At 73.2% G+C, this 15942-nt stretch carries 19 protein-coding genes; 8 read left to right on the top strand and 11 right to left on the bottom strand.

Going from position 1 to position 15942, the window contains the following annotated elements; genetic code table 11:
• Positions 1–66: 66 nt before the first annotated feature.
• The 3 genes from COO58_RS26500 to COO58_RS26490 form a co-directional block, all read right to left on the bottom strand.
• Positions 67–894, bottom strand: a complete 828-nt coding sequence (locus tag COO58_RS26500; protein ID WP_091569193.1) for a 3-keto-5-aminohexanoate cleavage protein — start codon at positions 892–894, stop codon at positions 67–69.
• A gap of 111 nt (positions 895–1005) precedes the next feature.
• A complete protein-coding gene (locus COO58_RS26495; RefSeq protein ID WP_091569190.1) occupies positions 1006–2118 on the bottom strand; it encodes a folate-binding protein YgfZ in 1113 nt (370 codons plus the stop codon).
• Positions 2115–2522, bottom strand: a complete 408-nt coding sequence (locus tag COO58_RS26490) for a Fur family transcriptional regulator (RefSeq protein WP_091569188.1) — start codon at positions 2520–2522, stop codon at positions 2115–2117. The genes COO58_RS26495 and COO58_RS26490 overlap by 4 nt, the downstream gene beginning before the upstream one ends.
• Before the next feature lie 91 nt (positions 2523–2613).
• On the opposite strand from COO58_RS26490, the gene COO58_RS26485 reads away from it, so the two are divergent.
• A complete protein-coding gene (locus tag COO58_RS26485) occupies positions 2614–3561 on the top strand; it encodes an aminotransferase class IV (RefSeq protein WP_091569185.1) in 948 nt (315 codons plus the stop codon).
• Here COO58_RS26485 and COO58_RS26480 read toward each other — a convergent pair.
• Positions 3542–4168: an FABP family protein gene (locus tag COO58_RS26480; RefSeq protein ID WP_091569182.1), complete on the bottom strand. Its 627-nt coding sequence runs from the start codon at positions 4166–4168 to the stop codon at positions 3542–3544. The two genes, COO58_RS26485 and COO58_RS26480, sit on opposite strands and share 20 nt — an antisense overlap.
• Complete coding sequence (gene mtfM, locus COO58_RS31160) at positions 4134–4238, bottom strand: small membrane protein MtfM (RefSeq protein WP_013288813.1); 105 nt, start codon at positions 4236–4238, stop codon at positions 4134–4136. Before mtfM ends, COO58_RS26480 begins: the two co-directional genes overlap by 35 nt.
• Before the next feature lie 12 nt (positions 4239–4250).
• Here mtfM and COO58_RS26475 point away from each other — a divergent pair, with 12 nt between their 5' ends.
• The 3 genes from COO58_RS26475 to COO58_RS26465 all read left to right on the top strand — a co-directional run bounded on the left by COO58_RS26475 (position 4251) and on the right by COO58_RS26465 (position 7145).
• Entirely contained in the window at positions 4251–4625 is a 375-nt protein-coding gene (locus COO58_RS26475; protein WP_091569179.1) for a DsrE family protein, read from the top strand.
• A 79-nt stretch (positions 4626–4704) separates the two neighbouring features.
• Positions 4705–5088, top strand: coding sequence for an SCP2 sterol-binding domain-containing protein (locus COO58_RS26470; protein ID WP_091569177.1), 384 nt, complete (start codon positions 4705–4707; stop codon positions 5086–5088).
• Complete coding sequence (locus COO58_RS26465) at positions 5085–7145, top strand: glycogen debranching N-terminal domain-containing protein (RefSeq protein ID WP_091569174.1); 2061 nt, start codon at positions 5085–5087, stop codon at positions 7143–7145. Before COO58_RS26470 ends, COO58_RS26465 begins: the two co-directional genes overlap by 4 nt.
• 6 nt (positions 7146–7151) lie before the next feature.
• Here COO58_RS26465 and COO58_RS26460 read toward each other — a convergent pair whose 3' ends face one another.
• The 6 genes from COO58_RS26460 to COO58_RS26440 all read right to left on the bottom strand — a co-directional run bounded on the left by COO58_RS26460 (position 7152) and on the right by COO58_RS26440 (position 11549).
• On the bottom strand, positions 7152–8000 hold the full coding sequence (locus tag COO58_RS26460; RefSeq protein ID WP_098747717.1) for a hypothetical protein: 849 nt from the start codon (positions 7998–8000) through the stop codon (positions 7152–7154).
• 116 nt (positions 8001–8116) lie between these two features.
• On the bottom strand, positions 8117–8449 hold the full coding sequence (locus COO58_RS26455) for a DUF1416 domain-containing protein (RefSeq protein ID WP_091569169.1): 333 nt from the start codon (positions 8447–8449) through the stop codon (positions 8117–8119).
• A gap of 1 nt (position 8450) precedes the next feature.
• The gene (locus COO58_RS26450) at positions 8451–9299 is read right to left on the bottom strand and encodes a sulfurtransferase (RefSeq protein WP_098747715.1); all 849 of its coding nucleotides are present in this window, start codon (positions 9297–9299) and stop codon (positions 8451–8453) included.
• A gap of 196 nt (positions 9300–9495) precedes the next feature.
• Positions 9496–9573, bottom strand: coding sequence for an Ms5788A family Cys-rich leader peptide (locus COO58_RS31325; RefSeq protein ID WP_310503780.1), 78 nt, complete (start codon positions 9571–9573; stop codon positions 9496–9498).
• A gap of 61 nt (positions 9574–9634) precedes the next feature.
• Positions 9635–10417, bottom strand: a complete 783-nt coding sequence (locus tag COO58_RS26445) for a DUF2993 domain-containing protein (RefSeq protein ID WP_098747713.1) — start codon at positions 10415–10417, stop codon at positions 9635–9637.
• 82 nt (positions 10418–10499) lie between these two features.
• The gene (locus COO58_RS26440) at positions 10500–11549 is read right to left on the bottom strand and encodes a hypothetical protein (RefSeq protein WP_091569161.1); all 1050 of its coding nucleotides are present in this window, start codon (positions 11547–11549) and stop codon (positions 10500–10502) included.
• 247 nt (positions 11550–11796) lie between these two features.
• Between COO58_RS26440 and COO58_RS26435 the strand changes: the two genes are divergently transcribed.
• The 4 genes from COO58_RS26435 (at position 11797) to pstS (ending at position 15922) form a co-directional block, all read left to right on the top strand.
• A complete protein-coding gene (locus COO58_RS26435) occupies positions 11797–12516 on the top strand; it encodes a response regulator transcription factor (protein ID WP_217428853.1) in 720 nt (239 codons plus the stop codon).
• A 143-nt stretch (positions 12517–12659) separates the two neighbouring features.
• The gene (locus tag COO58_RS26430; RefSeq protein WP_091569158.1) at positions 12660–13520 is read left to right on the top strand and encodes a polysaccharide deacetylase family protein; all 861 of its coding nucleotides are present in this window, start codon (positions 12660–12662) and stop codon (positions 13518–13520) included.
• A gap of 67 nt (positions 13521–13587) precedes the next feature.
• Complete coding sequence (mshD, locus tag COO58_RS26425) at positions 13588–14532, top strand: mycothiol synthase (protein ID WP_098747712.1); 945 nt, start codon at positions 13588–13590, stop codon at positions 14530–14532.
• Positions 14533–14821: 289 nt separating this feature from the next.
• Positions 14822–15922 (top strand): phosphate ABC transporter substrate-binding protein PstS, encoded by a 1101-nt coding sequence (pstS, locus tag COO58_RS26420; RefSeq protein ID WP_091569153.1) that lies wholly within the window; start codon positions 14822–14824, stop codon positions 15920–15922.
• Positions 15923–15942 lie beyond the last annotated feature (20 nt).

Here is a 15942-nt window from a genome sequence, read left to right as displayed (position 1 = left end):
CGTCCGACACGGGGGTGAGCTGCGACGTCAGCCTCGGGCGTACAAGGGCGGGTGCTCGTGTGCCACTTACACGCCGAGCAGCGTTCGGGCCTCGGCGGTGGTCAGCGGCGGGCGCTGGGCGAGCTGGGCGAAACCGACCGCGCGCGCGACGAGCTGCATGTTGGACTCCACCGGCCGACCCTTGGCGTACGTGACCGTGTCCTCCATGCCGACCCGGAGGTGACCGCCGGTCGACAGCGAGGAGAGCATCACCGGGATGGTGCTGCGCCCGATGCCGGTGGCCGAGAACGTGGTGCCCTCGGGCAGGTCGCGCAGCATCTGCTGGGCCGCCACCAGGGTGGCGGTGGTGCCCGGCATGCCGCCCGGCACACCCATGACGAAGTCCACGTGCACGTGTCCGCCGTGCGGCAGGCCGTACTTGCCGAGCAGCCGCTGCAACGCGGTGAGATGACCGAGGTCGAAGATCTCGTACTCGGGGACGACGCCCCGCTCCTGCATCCGGGTGTGCAGGTCGACGATGAACTCCCAGCGGTTGAGGAAGACGTCGTCGCCGAAGTTGACGGTGCCCATGGTGCAGGAGGCCATGTCCGGCCCGGCGTCGAGCACGGCGAGGCGGGCGGCCTCCGGGTCGGTCACCGCGCCGCCGGAGGAGAGCTGCACGATCAGGTCGGTGTTCTCCCGCAGCGCCGCCACGGTGGCCCGCAGCCGGCCCTGGTCGAGCGTGGGTCGCGCCTCGTCGTCGCGGATGTGGACGTGGATCACGGCCGCGCCGAGCGCCTCGCACTCCTTGGCGGTCAGCACCAGCTCGTCGAGCGTCACCGGCAGCGCCGGCACCTCCGCCTTGGCCGACTCCGCGCCGGTGGGGGCAACCGTGATCAACGTCCCTGTCGTCATGCCCGGATCCTAGACCCCCGCGCACTGCCGGGTCGACCGAAGATTTTCCGGCGCGAGAGGCGTTAAGCAGGGGCCCTTCCTCTACCAAAGGCGTTAAGCGGGGGCCCTTCCTTACACGGCGTCGATGGCGGCCGCGCTCTCGCCGACCATCAGGCGGGCGTCGTCGGGCGTGTTGCGCTTCACCACGGCGAGCGCGATCTGGCCCAACTCGAAGTGGTGCACCGCGGTGCCGACGAAGCCGACGGTCCGCCCGTCGACCGTCACCGGCGTGCCGGCGACCGGCGGCTGGTCGCTGGCCACGCCGTCCAGGTGCAGCAGCACGAGCCGGCGGGGCGGCCGGCCCAGGTTGTGCACCCGGGCCACCGTCTCCTGCCCCCGGTAGCACCCCTTGTCCAGGTGCACCGCCGGGGCGATCAGGTCGACCTCGGCGGGGATGGTGCGGTGGTCGGTGTCCACGCCGGCCCGGGCCCGCCGGGCGGCCACCCGGATCGCCTCGTACGCCCACAACCCGGCCACCGGCACGCCGGCACCCCGCAGCTCGGCCACCACCTGTGCCATGGCCGGCCGGGGCACCAGCAGGTCGACGCCGAGCGCCACCCGGCGGGCCCACCCGCCCACCGGCAGCGGCTTCACGTCGTACACCACGGAGGGCCGCGCAGGCAGCTCGCCGGAGCGGAACTTCGGACCCGGCACCCCGATCACGTCGGGGGCGGCCAGCCCGGTGACGCCCAGCGTGTCGAGCGCGCCGGCGGCCTCCGGGCCGACCAGCGAGAGCAACGCGTGGTCGGCGGTGGCGTCGCGGGGGTCGACCTTGCTGAAGAACCGCATCCGCTCCAGGTAGGACAGGAGTCCGCCGGTCGTCCCCGGCTCGGTGTCCAGCCAGGTGGTCTCGCCGTCGTCGGCGACCATCGCGTGCTGCTCGACGTGCCCGTGCGGCGAGAGCACCAGCAGCTCGGTGCCCTGCCAGGGGGCCAGCGCGGCCAGGTGCTGGCTGGTGAGCGTGTGCAGCCAGCCGATCCGCTCCTCGCCCGGCACGGCGATCACGCCCCGGTGCGAGCGGTCCACCAGCCCGACGCCGGTGGCCAGCGCGCGCTGCTCGCGCATCGGGTCGCCGTAGTGGGCGGCGACCGGCCCGACCCCGGCCGCCCGGTGGGCCGGCTCGGGCTGGTCCCGGGTCTCCTCGTCGATGGCGTCGGCGGCCACCGCGCCCGCGATGTCGATCATTTGTTGTCCCCGTCCTGTGCGCACCGACCGCAGACCCCGAAGAGCGCGACGTGCCCGATGTCGACCTGGAACCCGCGCTGCCCGGCCAACTGGTCGGCGAGCGGTCGGAGCATCTCCGGGGAGATCTCGTCGATCGCCCCGCACTCCCGGCACACCAGGTGCACGTGCTGGTGCTCGCCGGCCGCGTGATAGGTCGGCGAGCCGTGCGAGAGGTGGGTGTGCGTGACCAGGCCGAGCCGTTCCAGCAGTTCCAGCGTGCGGTAGATGGTGGTGATGTTGACCCCGGCCGCCACCTCCCGGACCGCCGTGTGCACCTGCTCCGGGGTGGCGTGCCCCAGATCGAGGACGGCCTGGAGGATCAGCTGCCGCTGCGCCGTCAGCCGCAGCCCGCGCGAGCGGAGCATTTCCGCGAGGGAGGATTCGGACACCGTCCGATCATAGTTCGGCCGCCGCGTCGGTCCCGCTCGCCGCGAGGTACGCCACTACGCTGCGCCCGTGGAGGCGACACGGGTGGCGGTGCCCGGCCGGGGGCTGGTGCCGGCCGGCGAGCCGGTGCTGCGCGGCGACGACCGGGGTGTCCTGCACGGCGACGGCCTGTTCGAGACGCTGCACCTGCGCGACGGCCGGCCCTGGCTGCGCGACGCCCACCTGGACCGGCTGCACGCCGGCGCGGCGGCGATCGACCTGCCGCTGCCCCCGGTCGCGGTGCTGGTGGAGCTGCTGGACGCGGTGTGCGCCGGCTGGCCCACGCGGACCGAGGGCGCGCTCCGGCTGGTCTGCACCCGGGGGCCGGAGGGCGGCGGACCGCCCACGGTGTACGCGACGCTCGGCGAGGTGCCCGCGTCCGCCCGACGGGCCCGTCGGGACGGGGTGACGGTGGCCACGCTGCCGCTCGGGGTGGCCGCGCGCTCCCGCCCGGAGCTGGGGTGGCTGCCGAGCGGCGTGAAGTCCACCTCGTACGCGCTCAGCACCGCCGCCCGGCGGTGGGCGCGCCGGACCGGCGTGGACGACGTGCTCTGGCTCTCGACCGACGGCTACGTGCTGGAGGGGCCCACCGCCAACGTGGTGTGGCTGCGCGGCGGCGAGCTGTGCACGGTCCCGGCCGCGGAGACCGGCGTGCTGCCCGGCGTGACCGCCCACCACCTGCTGAGTCGGGCCGCCGAGCTGGGCCTGGGGGCCGGCGAGCACCTGCCCACGGTGGCCGACCTGCACGACGCCGAGGCGATCTGGCTGACCAGCTCCCTGCGCGGCCTCGCGGAGGTCCGCACCCTGGACGGAACCCCGCGCAACCGCTCCCCCCTGACCCCCCGCCTGCTCACCCTCCTGGGCTTCCCCAGCCCGCCGACACACGGTGATCAAGGAGTTCGCGTCAGCGGAGAGATCGACTCCGACGTGAACTCCTTGATCGACGCAGAACCGGGGGTCAGCCGGCCACCCGGGTGAGGCGGGCGGAGAGGTGCGGGCTGAGGGGCTGGCCCACGGCGGCCATCTCCTGGGCGTAGAGCAAAGCGCCCTCGACGATGCCGAAGAGGCGGGCGCCGGCGGTGACCTCCTTCGCCGTGGCCGTGCGGACGACCGCGTCGGTGGCGAACTCGATCTGGGTGCCCTTGCGCTTGCCGATGTGCAGCTCCATCACGCCGGTCGGCGTGGTCATCAACGCCTCCAGCTCGTCGGTGACCCGGTCGCCGTCCATCACCGGACGCCACCAGCCCACCTCGCGACCGGCCGGGCGGACCGGACGGCTCTGCTCGTCCAGGATCCAGGCCCGCGACTCGTAGAACAGGAACGGCCGGCCGTCGTGGCTGATCCGGATCTCCTGCGCGAAGTCGAAGTCCTCGATCGTCGGGAACCCGCCCCGGCCCCGCCCGCGCCACACCCCGACGTACGGCAGCAGCCCGTCCAGGCTCCGGTGCAGCTTCGGACCGACACGCAGGTCGTGGCTCTCCTCGTACGGGTACGGGTCGACCGGCGGCGCGTTCAGCCACGGCGGCTGAAGCGGATTCTCACTCACAGATTCACCACTTACCTCTTGCGATACGCACAGCGACATAGACCAGGCCACCGGCGAGCGCGCCCAGGCCGGCGACCAGCAGGCTGACGAACCCGATCTCGGTAACCATCCGGGCCATCCTATGCTGGGTGCCATGGCGCGCACTCTCGTCGTCAAGGCCACCGCGGGCGCGGACGCCCCGGAACGCTGTGCCCAGGCGTTCACCGTCGCCGCCACCGCCGCCGCGGCGGGGGTGGAGGTGTCGCTCTGGCTCACCGGCGAGTCGACCTGGTTCGCGCTGCCCGGGCGGGCCGAGTCGTTCGAGCTGCCGCACTCCGCGCCGCTGGGTGAGCTGCTGCACGTCATCCTGACCACCGGCCGGGTGACGGCCTGCACCCAGTGCGCCGCCCGCCGCGACATCGGCACGGACGACGTGATCCCCGGCGTGCGGATCGCGGGCGCGGCGGTCTTCGTCGAGGAAGCCATGACCGAGGGCGCGCAGGCCCTCGTCTACTGAGCAACCCGCCCGGGTTGTCCATTCTGCCCTGAGAGCCGATCCCGTCCCGACATGTTCCTAGGCTGCCTACCATTCGGATGTGAGTGAGGCGACCGAGCGGTTCTTCGCGTCGTTGCCGGCGCGGGCCGCGTCCGTCCTGCGCAGCCCGATAGCCGGGACCCTGCAGATCGACCTGACCGACGGCAACCGCACCGGGCACTGGTTCGTGACGCTCGCTCCCGGGTCGGCCCAGGTGACCCGGGAGGAGCAGCGACCGCCGGACGCCGTGCTGACCGTGTCCACCCGGCTCTTCGAGAAACTGGTCACCGGCGAGGAGGCGGGCATGGCGGCGGTGCTGCGCAACGAGGCCACCTTCAGCGGCAAGGTGGCGTTGTTCCTGGTGTTCCGCCGCTTCCTGCCCGACCGGCCCGGGGTGCGGGACCCGCGGGAGACCGCCCGAGAACACGCCCGGCGGTCGGTGTGAAGGAACGGGTCAGCATCCTCGACGGCAACACGTTCCTGGTCAGCGACGGGCGCGGCAACATCGAGCCGTCGTACGACTTCCCCACCGGGCTGTTCTCCTTCGACACCCGGTTCATCTCCACCTGGATCCTGTCGCTCGACGGCCAACTGCTGCACGCGCTCTCGATCGACGACTCGCTGTCCTACAAGACCCGGTTCTTCATGGTGCCCGGCGAGCCGACGCACTACCTGGACGCGAAGGTCTCGGTGATCCGCAGCCGCTCGATCGGCGGCAGCTTCGACGAGGAACTGACCCTGCTCAACCACTCCGAGCAGGAGAAGGAGTTCCGCCTGCGGCTGGAGATCGGGTCGGACTTCGCCGACCTCTTCGAGATCAAGCACCAGCGGGAGAAGAAGGGCCGCACCACGCCGACCGTCGAGGAGAACGCGCTCCGGCTCACCTACCGGCGCGAGGCGTTCCACCGCGAGGCCCGGGTGACCAGCACCGCCCCGGCCGAGGTCGACGCGAACGGGATGACGTTCCGGGTCCGGGTGCCGGCACACGGCGAGTGGACCACCCGGCTGCACGTCGCCACCGTGATCTACGGGGCCCGCGGCGAGGACATCCGGGCCACCCTGCCGCTGGGCGGGCACCGCTCGGCGTCGGAGATCCACGCCGAGCAGAACGCGCTCATCGAACGCGCCCCGAAGCTGGGCTGCGACTGCGAGCCGCTGGCCGGTGCGTACCGACGCAGCCTGAACGACCTGGCCGCCCTCCGGTACGAGTCGATCACCCTCGGGGTCCGGCTGGTCGCCGCCGGCCTGCCCTGGTTCATGACCCTGTTCGGGCGGGACAGCATGTTCACCTCACTCCAGGTGCTGCCGTTCCTTCCCGAACTGGTCCAGCCGACCATCCTCATGCTGGCGGGACTCCAGGGCAGCCGGATCGACGACTTCCGGGACGAGGAGCCCGGCAAGATCCTGCACGAGCTGCGGTACGGCGAGACCGCCGGCTTCGAGGAGCAGCCGCACTCGCCGTACTACGGCGCGGCCGACACCAGCGCGCTGTTCGTGATCCTGCTCGACGAGTACGAGCGCTGGACCGGCGACGCGAAACTGGTCCACCAACTGGAGTACGAGACCCGGGCGGCGCTGACCTGGCTCGACACGTACGGGGACCTGCTCGGCACGGGCTACGTCTGGTACATGAGCCGCAACCCGGAGACCGGGCTGCCGAACCAGTGCTGGAAGGACTCGCCGGACTCCATCTCCTACGCCGACGGCCGGATGCCGGACTTCCCCCGCGCCACCTGCGAACTGCAGGGGTACGCGTACGACGCCAAGCTGCGCGGCGCCCGGCTGGCCCGCACCCACTGGAACGACCCGGCGTACGCCGACCGGCTGGAGCGGGAGGCGGCGGCGCTCAAGGAGCGGTTCAACCGCGACTTCTGGATCCCGGAGCGGGAGTACTACGCGTTGGCCCTGGACCCGCAGGGGCGGCACGTGGACGCGCTCACCTCGAACATCGGCCACCTGCTGTGGAGCGGCATCGTCGACGAGTCCCGGGCGCCGGCGATCGCCGCGCACCTGCTCGGACCGCGGCTCTTCTCCGGCTGGGGGGTACGGACGCTCGCCGACGACCAGGGCCGGTACAACCCGATCGGCTACCACGTCGGCACCGTGTGGCCGTTCGACAACTCGATCATCGCCTGGGGCCTGTGGAAGTACGGCTTCCGGGAGGAGGCCGGCCGGATCTGCGAGTCGATGCTGAGCGCGTCCCGCTACTTCGACGGGCGGCTCCCCGAGGCGTTCGCCGGCTACGAGCGCGGCCTGACCGACTACCCGGTGCAGTACCCGACCGCGTGCAGCCCGCAGGCCTGGTCCGCCGGCACGCCGCTGCTGCTGCTCCGGGTGATGCTGGGGCTGGAACCGCAGGGCGAGCATCTGATCATCGATCCGGCCGTGCCGCCGGGCATGGGCCGGGTGGAGCTGCTCGACATCCCCGGCCGGTGGGGCCGGGTGGACGCCCTGGGCCGCAGCCGCACCGCGCACGACGAGCACCGGGGCCACCGGCACTGAGCGGGGTCAGCGGGGGCAGGAGGTGGTGACCGCGACCCGGACCCGCTCGTCGACCCGCTCGGCCAGCACCGCCGGGTCACCCGCCCGGGCGTACCGGTCGGCGGAGTCCACCACCGGCGCCGCGCCGACGCCGAACGCGGGGGCCAGCGGCTGGTCGGCCGCCGCGGCGGCCTCGGCGCGGGCGGTCCGCGTGGTCCCACCGTTTGGGCAGGGCGCGGCCAGCACCTGGACCGGCCCGGTGGCGCCGCCCCAGCGGGCCAGCGCGCGGGCCAGCGCGGCGGACTCGGCGGCGGCGTCGGCGGCGGGAGCGCGGTAGCCCGCACCGACCGGCCGGCAGCCGGTGGCGGCCGTCAGCAGCACCCGGCCCGGCCCGCCGGACCGGCCCTCGACCGCGACGAACTCCCCGGCGTCGGCGCGCAGCAGCGGCTCGCCGTCGAGCGTCGAGACACCGGCGCGCCACTGCGCCGGCAGCCGGTCGGCCACCCGACGCAACACCTCCCGGACGTCGACGTCGCCGGTCGCCACCTCGATGCCACGTTCCAGGGACGCGCCGTCGTCCAGCGGCGTCACCCGGCAGCCCCGCTCCAGCCGGTCCGGCAGGAGCGCCGGGACGCCGTCCGCCCCGATCGCGGCGGTCAGCACGCCGACCGCGCGGTCCACCACCGGGCCGGCCTGGTCCAGCGAGCGCTGCTCCTTGACCGTCGGCGGGTCGTTGCGCACCGACCACCAGGTCAGCCCGGCGAGCAGCACGGCCCACACCACCGTGGCGGCCACCAGCCAGCGCAGCCGACGCCGGCCGGCGGCGGGCCGGTCGGGAGGGGTGGGCGGGGCGTATCCCGCCTGGACGGCACTCACCGGGCCATGGTGCCACGTGCCGGCGACCCGGCCGCCCGCGCCTGGGCACCCCCGACCCCGGAACGGCTCGTGGCCCGTCACCCCGGTGGGGTGACGGGCCACGGTCAGAGCGTGGGTCAGGCGGCGACCGCGACGGTCACCTCGTTGATCCCCCGGGCCGCGGTCACGGCGGTGTCGCCGTTGCCGTGGCGGGAGAGCGCCCGCAGGGTCCACGAGCCCGGCGCGGCGAAGAACCGGAACTGGCCGGCCGCCGAGGTCACCACCTCGGCGGTGAACTCGCCGGTCGAGTCGAGCAGCCGGACGTACGCGCCCGGCACGACCTCGCCGGACTCGGCCAGCACCCGGCCGGTGATGACGGTTTCCTTCTCCAGGTCCAGGCTGGCCGGGAGGGGGGCGGCCTGGTCCGGCGCGGCGCAACCGGCGGCGGTGGGAGCGGTCGGAGCGGTCATGTCAGGCCTCCCCGGGCTCGTCGCCGAGCGCCACCGGCACGCCGACCAGCGAGCCGTACTCGGTCCAGGAACCGTCGTAGTTCTTCACGTTGCGGTGCCCGAGCAGCTCCTGGAGCACGAACCAGGTGTGCGAGGAGCGCTCGCCGATGCGGCAGTAGGCGATCGTCTCCTTGCCGTCGTCCAGCCCGGCGTCGGCGTAGATCTTGCGCAGCTCGTCGTCGGACTTGAACGTGCCGTCCTCGTTCGCCGCCTTGGACCACGGCACGCTGATCGCGGTCGGCACGTGACCGGCCCGCTGCGCCTGCTCCTGCGGGAGGTGGGCCGGGGCGAGCAGTCGGCCGGCGTACTCGTCGGGGCTGCGCACGTCGACCAGGTTCTTGGTGCCGATGGCGTCGACCACCTCGTCGCGGAACGCGCGGATCGAGGTGTCCGGCTCCTGCGCCACGTACTGCGTCTTCGGCCGCTCGACCGCGTCGGTGACCAGCGGACGGGCGTCCAGCTCCCACTTCTTGCGGCCGCCGTCGAGCAGCTTGACGTCGCGGTGGCCGTAGAGCTTGAAGTACCAGTACGCGTACGCGGCGAACCAGTTGTTGTTGCCGCCGTAGAGGACGACGACGTCGTCGTTGGCGATGCCCCGCTCGGAGAGCAGCGCCTCGAACTGGGACCGGTTGACGAAGTCCCGACGGATCGGGTCCTGCAGGTCGGTCCGCCAGTCGAGCTTGATCGCGCCGGCGATGTGGCCGGTGTCGTAGGCCGAGGTGTCCTCGTCGACCTCGACGAAGACGACGCCCGGGGCGTCGAGGTTCTTCTCGGCCCACTCGGCCGAGACGAGTGCGGTGTCGCGACTCATCAGATCACTCCCTGGTGAGGATGGGTGGTGAGCCTGCGCGCGGGGATCGAGGTCGGTAGGTGTCGCACCACGCGCGGGACCCAGAGCTAGGAACGGATCACGGGTACGTGCGACGGCGCCGCTGCCGGGCGTTCAGGGGGGTGTTGCGGACCCTTGGTGCCGATGGTCGCTCAGGCGACCGGGGACAGCCCCGCCGTCAGATGACGGGGCGACACAGGCAGGTGGCCACGCGGCACAGGTCGACCGCGCGCCGTTTGGTGAGGTGGGTCCCCATGGGGAGGGAGACTACCAGCCGACCCGGCCACAGGGCACCGGGCCGACCAGCATCCGGGACGTCAGCGGGCGGAGTTGATCGGCACGTTCTTCGCGTCCGCGTCCACGGTCAGGCCCTCCGGCGTCGGCTGGACCTTGCGGACGTTGAGCTGGAACGGCAGTTCCGGCAGCGGCACGTCGATCGAGATGCCCTTGGCGTAGTTGGCCAGCAGGCTCCGCGCCAGCGGCACGTTCGGCAGCCCTTCGGCGGTGAGGTCGTTGAAGCGCAGCGCCACCTTGCCGTCGACCACTGTCACGTCGGCGGTGCCGTTGACGGTCAGCTTGACGCCGAGGATGTCCACCGGGGCGGTGACGGCGAGCTTGCCGTCGCGCTCGCCCAGCGTCAGCCCGGGCCGGTCCAGCAGCTTCGCCAGGCTGTCGTAGGTGACCGTGCCCCGGCCGACGACGCTCTCCGCCACCACGTCGCCCTGGCCGGAGCGGAGCGTGTCCAGCGAGGCGGTCACGTTGCGGGCGTCCACGTCCAACCGCGGCACGCTGACCGCGTCGCCCTGGACGTTGCCCTGCACGTCGGTCAGCTGGATCGAGATGCGCTCGTACTTCCCGGCGAGAACCTGGTTCAGGAACGGGAAGCCGCCCACCTCGACCTGGGGCGCGGCGGACTGCGCGTCCTGCTTCGCCACCTCCTGGCGCACCTGGTCGGCGATCGCCCGCTCGGCCACGCCGGCGGCCACCCGGTCGGCGACGACCAGCAGCCCGCCCAGCACGAGCAGCAGGACGACGAATCCGATGAGCACCTTCCGGCCCCGCCGGCGGGGCCGGCCCTCCGCCGGGTACGCCTCTGCCACGCCGCCTCCAGTCCTCGCCGCCGTCACCGCGCCTCGCGGCGCAACCGTACTTACCCGAGGCGAATCCTCCCCAACCGCGGGCTCAGAGGAAGAGCACGCACATCGCGTACGCGGCCGGCGCGGCGAGCGCGAAGCCGCCCAGCGGCCCCTGCATGTGCCGGGCCACCCACATGGTCGGCGGCTCGCCGGCCATCAGCCGGCCCGCCTCGGCGTAGCCCACGGCGAGGTCGGCCAGCACGGCGGTGGCCGCGGCGACCACGCCGACCAGCGCGGCGCTGGTCGGGGTGAACCCGACCAGGTAGCTGCCGAGCACGGCGCTGGTCAGGGTGCCGAGCATGGCGCCCGCCACCACACCGGCCGCGCCGCGGGGCACCTGCGGGGCGAGCCGGGGCCAGGGGGCGATGGCGTCGGTCAACCGGGCCACCAGCAGGGCCACCCCGGCGGCGGTGAGGCAGAGCGTGATCGCCTGGGTGCCCTTGGGGATCCGGCTGAGCACGATCAACGTGCCGAAGGCGACCACGCCGACCACGATGAGCAGGGTGCCGCCCAGCGACTCGGTGACCCGGGCCCGGTCGACCCGGCGGACGAGCTGACCCAGCACGCCGAGCAGCAGTCCGGCGGCGGCCGCGTAGCCGAGCGGGGCCAGGCCGGCGACGTCCGACCGGACGGCGGCGACGTCCGCGATGGCCGCCGCGCCGACGCTGACCAGCGCGACGACCAGGAGCGCGGGCGGTCGCATGGCCATCGTCCAGGCGAGCACGAAGAGCAGCTGGACGCCGAAGATGATGATCGCGAAGGGCAGCCGGTGCCCGGGGCCGGAGGTCTGCGCCCCGAGGACCAGCCCCACGCCGAGCAGCGCGGCGAAGCCCGCCACGGTCAGCGCCAGCGGCCGGCGGAACTCCACCGGCGGGACCTCCTCCTCGGGGGCCTCGCCGGGCTCGTCGTCGGGACGCCGACCGGGGCCGCCCTTGCGGAGCCGGCGCGGGCCCTTCCGCTCCCGCCGTTCACCCTCCTCCTCAGCGGGCCCGGTACGTGGGGCGGGCGGGTAGCCACGGGCGGGGCCGGACGGCCCGGGTGGCGGGTCGTCGGCCCACGGTTCACGACCGCTGTCGCGCGAGGTGGAGGGAAACACGCCCCGATCGTGCCAGACCCGGGCGGCTCGGCGGAGGTCACGGTTTCGGCAACGTTAAAACCTGTGCCGCGATCGAGGGCAGATGGGGCAAAGGGGAAAGGACGCGAAGGTGACGGCCGGACGATCGGTTACGCTCAACCCGTTACCCCGCCCGTCAGCGACGCCGGGACCCACGCAAGTTCACAGCGCCGCCCCACACCCGGGCGTGCCGCTGGTCGCGTGCGGCCGAAGGGCCGCCGGGACGGAGGTGATCGTGGAGCTCCTGCTGCTCGTGACCGCGCGGGCGGGTGAGCCGTCGGCGGTGTTGCCGGCGCTCGACCTGCTGCCGCACTCGGTCCGCACCGCACCCCGCGACGTCCGCACGCTGGTCTCCGGCCCGACCCCGGACGCCGTCCTGGTGGACGCCCGCTCGGAGTTGAGCGAGGCGCGGGCCACCTGCCGGATGCTCCACGCCACCGGGCTGGGCGTGCCGCTGGTCGCGGTGGTCACCGAGGCCGGCCTGATCGCGCTGAACGCCGACTGGGGCGTGGACGACGTGATCCTCGCCGCGGCCGGCCCGGCCGAGGTGGAGGCCCGGCTGCGGCTCGCGGTCGGCCGGTTGAGCAACGCCACCGCCGGCGCCGGCGGCTCGATCCGGGCCGGTGAGCTGAACATCGACCCGGACACCTACGCCGCGAAGCTGAAGGGCCGTCCGCTCGACCTCACCTACAAGGAGTTCGAGCTGTTGAAGTTCCTCGCCCAGCACCCGGGGCGGGTCTTCACCCGGGACCAGTTGCTCCGCGAGGTCTGGGGCTACGACTACTTCGGCGGCACGCGCACGGTGGACGTCCACGTCCGGCGCCTGCGCGCCAAGCTCGGTTCCGAGTACGAGTCGATGATCGGCACGGTCCGGCAGGTCGGTTACAAGTTCGTGGTGCCGCCGTCGCGTTCGCTGCCGGAGTCGGAGCCGGCCCCGCTCCCGGTCTGACCGCTCCCCCGACCGAGGAACAGTTTCGCTGAATGCCCTTTTTGCCCCATCAGTCAGTCATATCCTGACTGCCGGATTTGGCGGGTAAAGGGGGCGACGGTGCGCGCGGTGACCACGGGGGCGACGAACGGCCGGTACCACTGATGTCGGGCGCGACCGTGCGCGCGACCGGCATCGTGACCGTGGTGCTGGCCGGCCTGCTGGCCTCGGCCTACGTGCTGGGTCGCAGCCTGGTGCCGGAGCAGCACCCGACGACCACCGGGGTGGCCAGTTCCACCGCCGGGCCGCACTACGCCGACCAGCCACCGAGCACCGAGTTCCCCGCGGCGCCGGGCCGGGCACACCCCGACACCTCACCGGACGCCGACCCGAGCGCCCCGGACGGCGGTGACGACGGCCCCGGCCCGTTCGGCGCCCTGACCGCCACCGGCTCCGCCCGCGTCGCGTTGACGTTCGACGACGGCCCCGACCCCCGGTGGACCCCGCAGGTGCTCGCCCTGCTGAGCCAGTACGGGGTGAAGGCCACGTTCTGCGTCGTCGGCGAGAACGTCGAGAGCCACCCGGACCTGCTCCGGTCGATCGTGGCCGAGGGGCACACCGTCTGCAACCACTCCTGGCGACACGACGTCAACCTGGGCAAGCGGTCGCCCGAGACGATCCGCGCCGACCTGCTGCGCACCAACGACGCGATCCTGGCCGCCGCGCCCGACGCGCACATCGCGTACTACCGCCAGCCGGGCGGCGCCTGGACCGCTCCGGTGGTGTCGGTCTGCGCGGAGCTGGGCCTCACCCCGCTGCACTGGAACGTCGACCCGTCGGACTGGAAGGCGCCGGGCGCGACCACCATCGAGGCGACCGTCCGCACCCAGACCGGCCCCGGCGCGATCGTGCTCATGCACGACGCCGGCGGCGACCGTTCCGGCACCGTGGCCGCGTTGCAGCGCCTGCTGCCCGAACTGCTGGCCCGGTTCGAGCTGGAACCGCTGCCCCTCGACGCCCCGTGACGAGGGCCACCGCCACCCGCCCGGAGCCGGCGCGAACGGCGGCCCGCGGGCCGCTACCGTGACACGGATGAGCAGCACCGAGCCGACGGGCGACGCAGGGCGGGGCGCGGCCGAGGTCGCCCCGGCGGACCGGCTGACGCCGGACGAGGTCACCGAGGTGCTGGCGCTGGCCCGCGCCGCCGGCGACGCCGACGGCGCCGACCCGCTCGACGAACACGTGCTGCTGCGGCTGCGCGACCCGGCGGCCCCGGCCGTGCACCTCACCGCCCGGACCCCCGGCGGCGCCCTGACCGGCTACGCGCACCTCGACACCACCGCGCCGGCCGACGGCGTCGGCGTGGAGCTGGTCGTGCACCCCGCGCACCGACGCCGGGGCACCGGCCGGGCGCTGGCCCGGGCGGTGCTGGCCGCCGCCACCGGGCCGGTGCGCGCCTGGGCGCACGGCGACCACCCGTCGGCCGCCGCGCTCGCGGTCGATCTGGGTTTCACCCGGGCCCGGGTGTTGTGGCAGCTGCGCCGGCCGCTGACCGCCGCGCTGGCCGAGCCGAGCCTGCCCGAGGGGGTGGAGCTGCGCGCGTTCCGTCCGGGCGAGGACGACGAGGCCTGGTTGGCGGTCAACAACGCCGCCTTCGCCCAGCACCCCGAGCAGGGCCGGTGGACGCTGGACGACCTCCGCGTACGCCTCGGCGAATCGTGGTTCGACAGCGCCGGCTTCCTGCTCGCGGTCGAGTCCGGCACCGGCCGGCTGCTCGGTTTCCACTGGACCAAGGTGCACGAGCGGCCCGGGTCGGCCCCGATCGGCGAGGTCTACGTGCTCGGCGTCGACCCGTCCGCGCACCGGGGCGGGCTCGGCCGGGTCCTCACCGCCGCCGGCCTGACCTACCTGCGCGACCGGCGAGGGCTGGACCGGGTGATGCTCTACGTCGACGAGAGCAACACCGGCGCTGTCGCGCTCTACGAGCGGACCGGCTTCGCCCGCTGGTCCGCGCACGTCAACTACCAACTCGGCTGACCGCCGGCGGGCCGCCCGGGCGCGGTCACGGGAGCATCACGCGACAGGCTCGGCGCGATAACGGCTGCCCGGATAAATCGCACTAAAAGCGATAGCGGGTCGCGAGTTCACGAAATGGACAGTCCCCCCTCAGCGTACGGCCACCTCGCCGGCCGGACGTGTTCATCCCGCGTTCACTTACGACCGGCGAACCGTCCACCTGGCCCTCCTAACTTTCACGTCAGCCGGTCAGCGCCGGCCCCCGGCACCCCGGGCGACCTGACCAAAGACGTGAAGGGAAACCCCTGAAGTGAAGCTCCAGCGGCACGGCGCCATCGCCTGTCTCGCTCTTACCGCGGTTCTCGGTCTCAGCGCCTGCGGCTCGGACAACAACGAGCCGGCCGCCGGTGCCACCGGTTCCGCCGCCGCGGCGGACTGCGCCACCGGCACGCTGAACGCGCAGGGCTCCTCCGCGCAGAAGAACGCCATGGCCGAGTGGATCAAGGCCTACCAGCAGAAGTGCTCCGGCACCACGATCAACTACGAGCCGAGCGGCTCGGGCGCCGGCATCCAGGCGTTCATCGCCGGCACCGCCGACTTCGCCGGTTCCGACTCCGCCCTCAAGCCGGAGGAGCAGCCGCAGGCCGACGCCAAGTGCGCCGGCGGTCAGGCCCTCAACCTGCCGATGGTGATCGGCCCGGTCGCCGTGGTCTACAACGTCAGCGGCGCGGACAACCTCCAGTTCAGCCCGGCCACCCTGGCGAAGATCTTCGCCGGCAAGGTCACCAAGTGGGACGACGCGGCGATCAAGGCCGACAACCCGGACGCCAAGCTCCCGTCGACCGCGATCCAGGCGGTGCACCGCTCCGACGAGTCGGGCACCACCGACAACTTCACCAAGTACCTGTCCAAGACCGCCGAGGCGGACTGGACCCTGGGCAACTCCAAGGCGTGGAAGGCCCCGGGCGGCGTCGGCGCGGCCAAGTCCGACGGCGTGGCCAGCAAGGTCAAGAGCACCGACGGCACCATCAGCTACGTCGAGTGGTCGTACGCCGAGAACTCCGGCCTGAAGATGGCCAAGGTCAAGAACGGCGCCGGCGAGTTCGTCGAGCTGACCGGCGACTCGGCCGGCAAGACCATCGCCGGGGCCAAGTTCGAGGGCCAGGGCAACGACCTCAAGATGTCGATCGACTACAACACCAAGGAGGCCGGGGCCTACCCGATCGTCCTGGCGACCTACGAGATCGTCTGCAGCAAGGGCCTCGCCGCCGACAAGCTGCCCCTGGTCAAGGGCCTGCTCGGCCACGCCGCCAGCGCCGAGGGCCAGCAGGAGCTGGTGGAGCTGGGCTACGCCCCGCTGCCCGAGACCGTCCGCACCAAGGTCGAGGCCGCGGTCAAGAGCCTCTCCTGACGCCCTGATCGACACCTCCT

Origin of the sequence: Micromonospora sp. WMMA1996 (assembly GCF_002573675.1) — a bacterium.
Classification (GTDB): domain Bacteria; phylum Actinomycetota; class Actinomycetes; order Mycobacteriales; family Micromonosporaceae; genus Micromonospora; species Micromonospora sediminicola.
Note: the sequence above shows the minus strand (reverse complement) of the source record. Positions and strands in the feature narration are given on the sequence as shown.

Bases quoted from the DNA above. Each gene is read 5' to 3' on its own strand.
- COO58_RS26500 (WP_091569193.1), bottom strand. From the start codon at position 894: ATGACGACAGGGACGTTGATCACGGTTGCCCCCACCGGCGCGGAGTCG.
- COO58_RS26495 (WP_091569190.1), bottom strand. From the start codon at position 2,118: ATGATCGACATCGCGGGCGCGGTGGCCGCCGACGCCATCGACGAGGAG.
- COO58_RS26490 (WP_091569188.1), bottom strand. From the start codon at position 2,522: ATGCTCCGCTCGCGCGGGCTGCGGCTGACGGCGCAGCGGCAGCTGATC.
- COO58_RS26480 (WP_091569182.1), bottom strand. From the start codon at position 4,168: ATGTCGCTGTGCGTATCGCAAGAGGTAAGTGGTGAATCTGTGAGTGAG.
- mtfM (WP_013288813.1), bottom strand. From the start codon at position 4,238: ATGGTTACCGAGATCGGGTTCGTCAGCCTGCTGGTCGCCGGCCTGGGC.
- COO58_RS26475 (WP_091569179.1), top strand. From the start codon at position 4,251: ATGCTGGGTGCCATGGCGCGCACTCTCGTCGTCAAGGCCACCGCGGGC.
- COO58_RS26455 (WP_091569169.1), bottom strand. From the start codon at position 8,449: ATGACCGCTCCGACCGCTCCCACCGCCGCCGGTTGCGCCGCGCCGGAC.
- COO58_RS26450 (WP_098747715.1), bottom strand. From the start codon at position 9,299: ATGAGTCGCGACACCGCACTCGTCTCGGCCGAGTGGGCCGAGAAGAAC.
- COO58_RS31325 (WP_310503780.1), bottom strand. From the start codon at position 9,573: ATGGGGACCCACCTCACCAAACGGCGCGCGGTCGACCTGTGCCGCGTG.
- COO58_RS26430 (WP_091569158.1), top strand. From the start codon at position 12,660: ATGTCGGGCGCGACCGTGCGCGCGACCGGCATCGTGACCGTGGTGCTG.
- mshD (WP_098747712.1), top strand. From the start codon at position 13,588: ATGAGCAGCACCGAGCCGACGGGCGACGCAGGGCGGGGCGCGGCCGAG.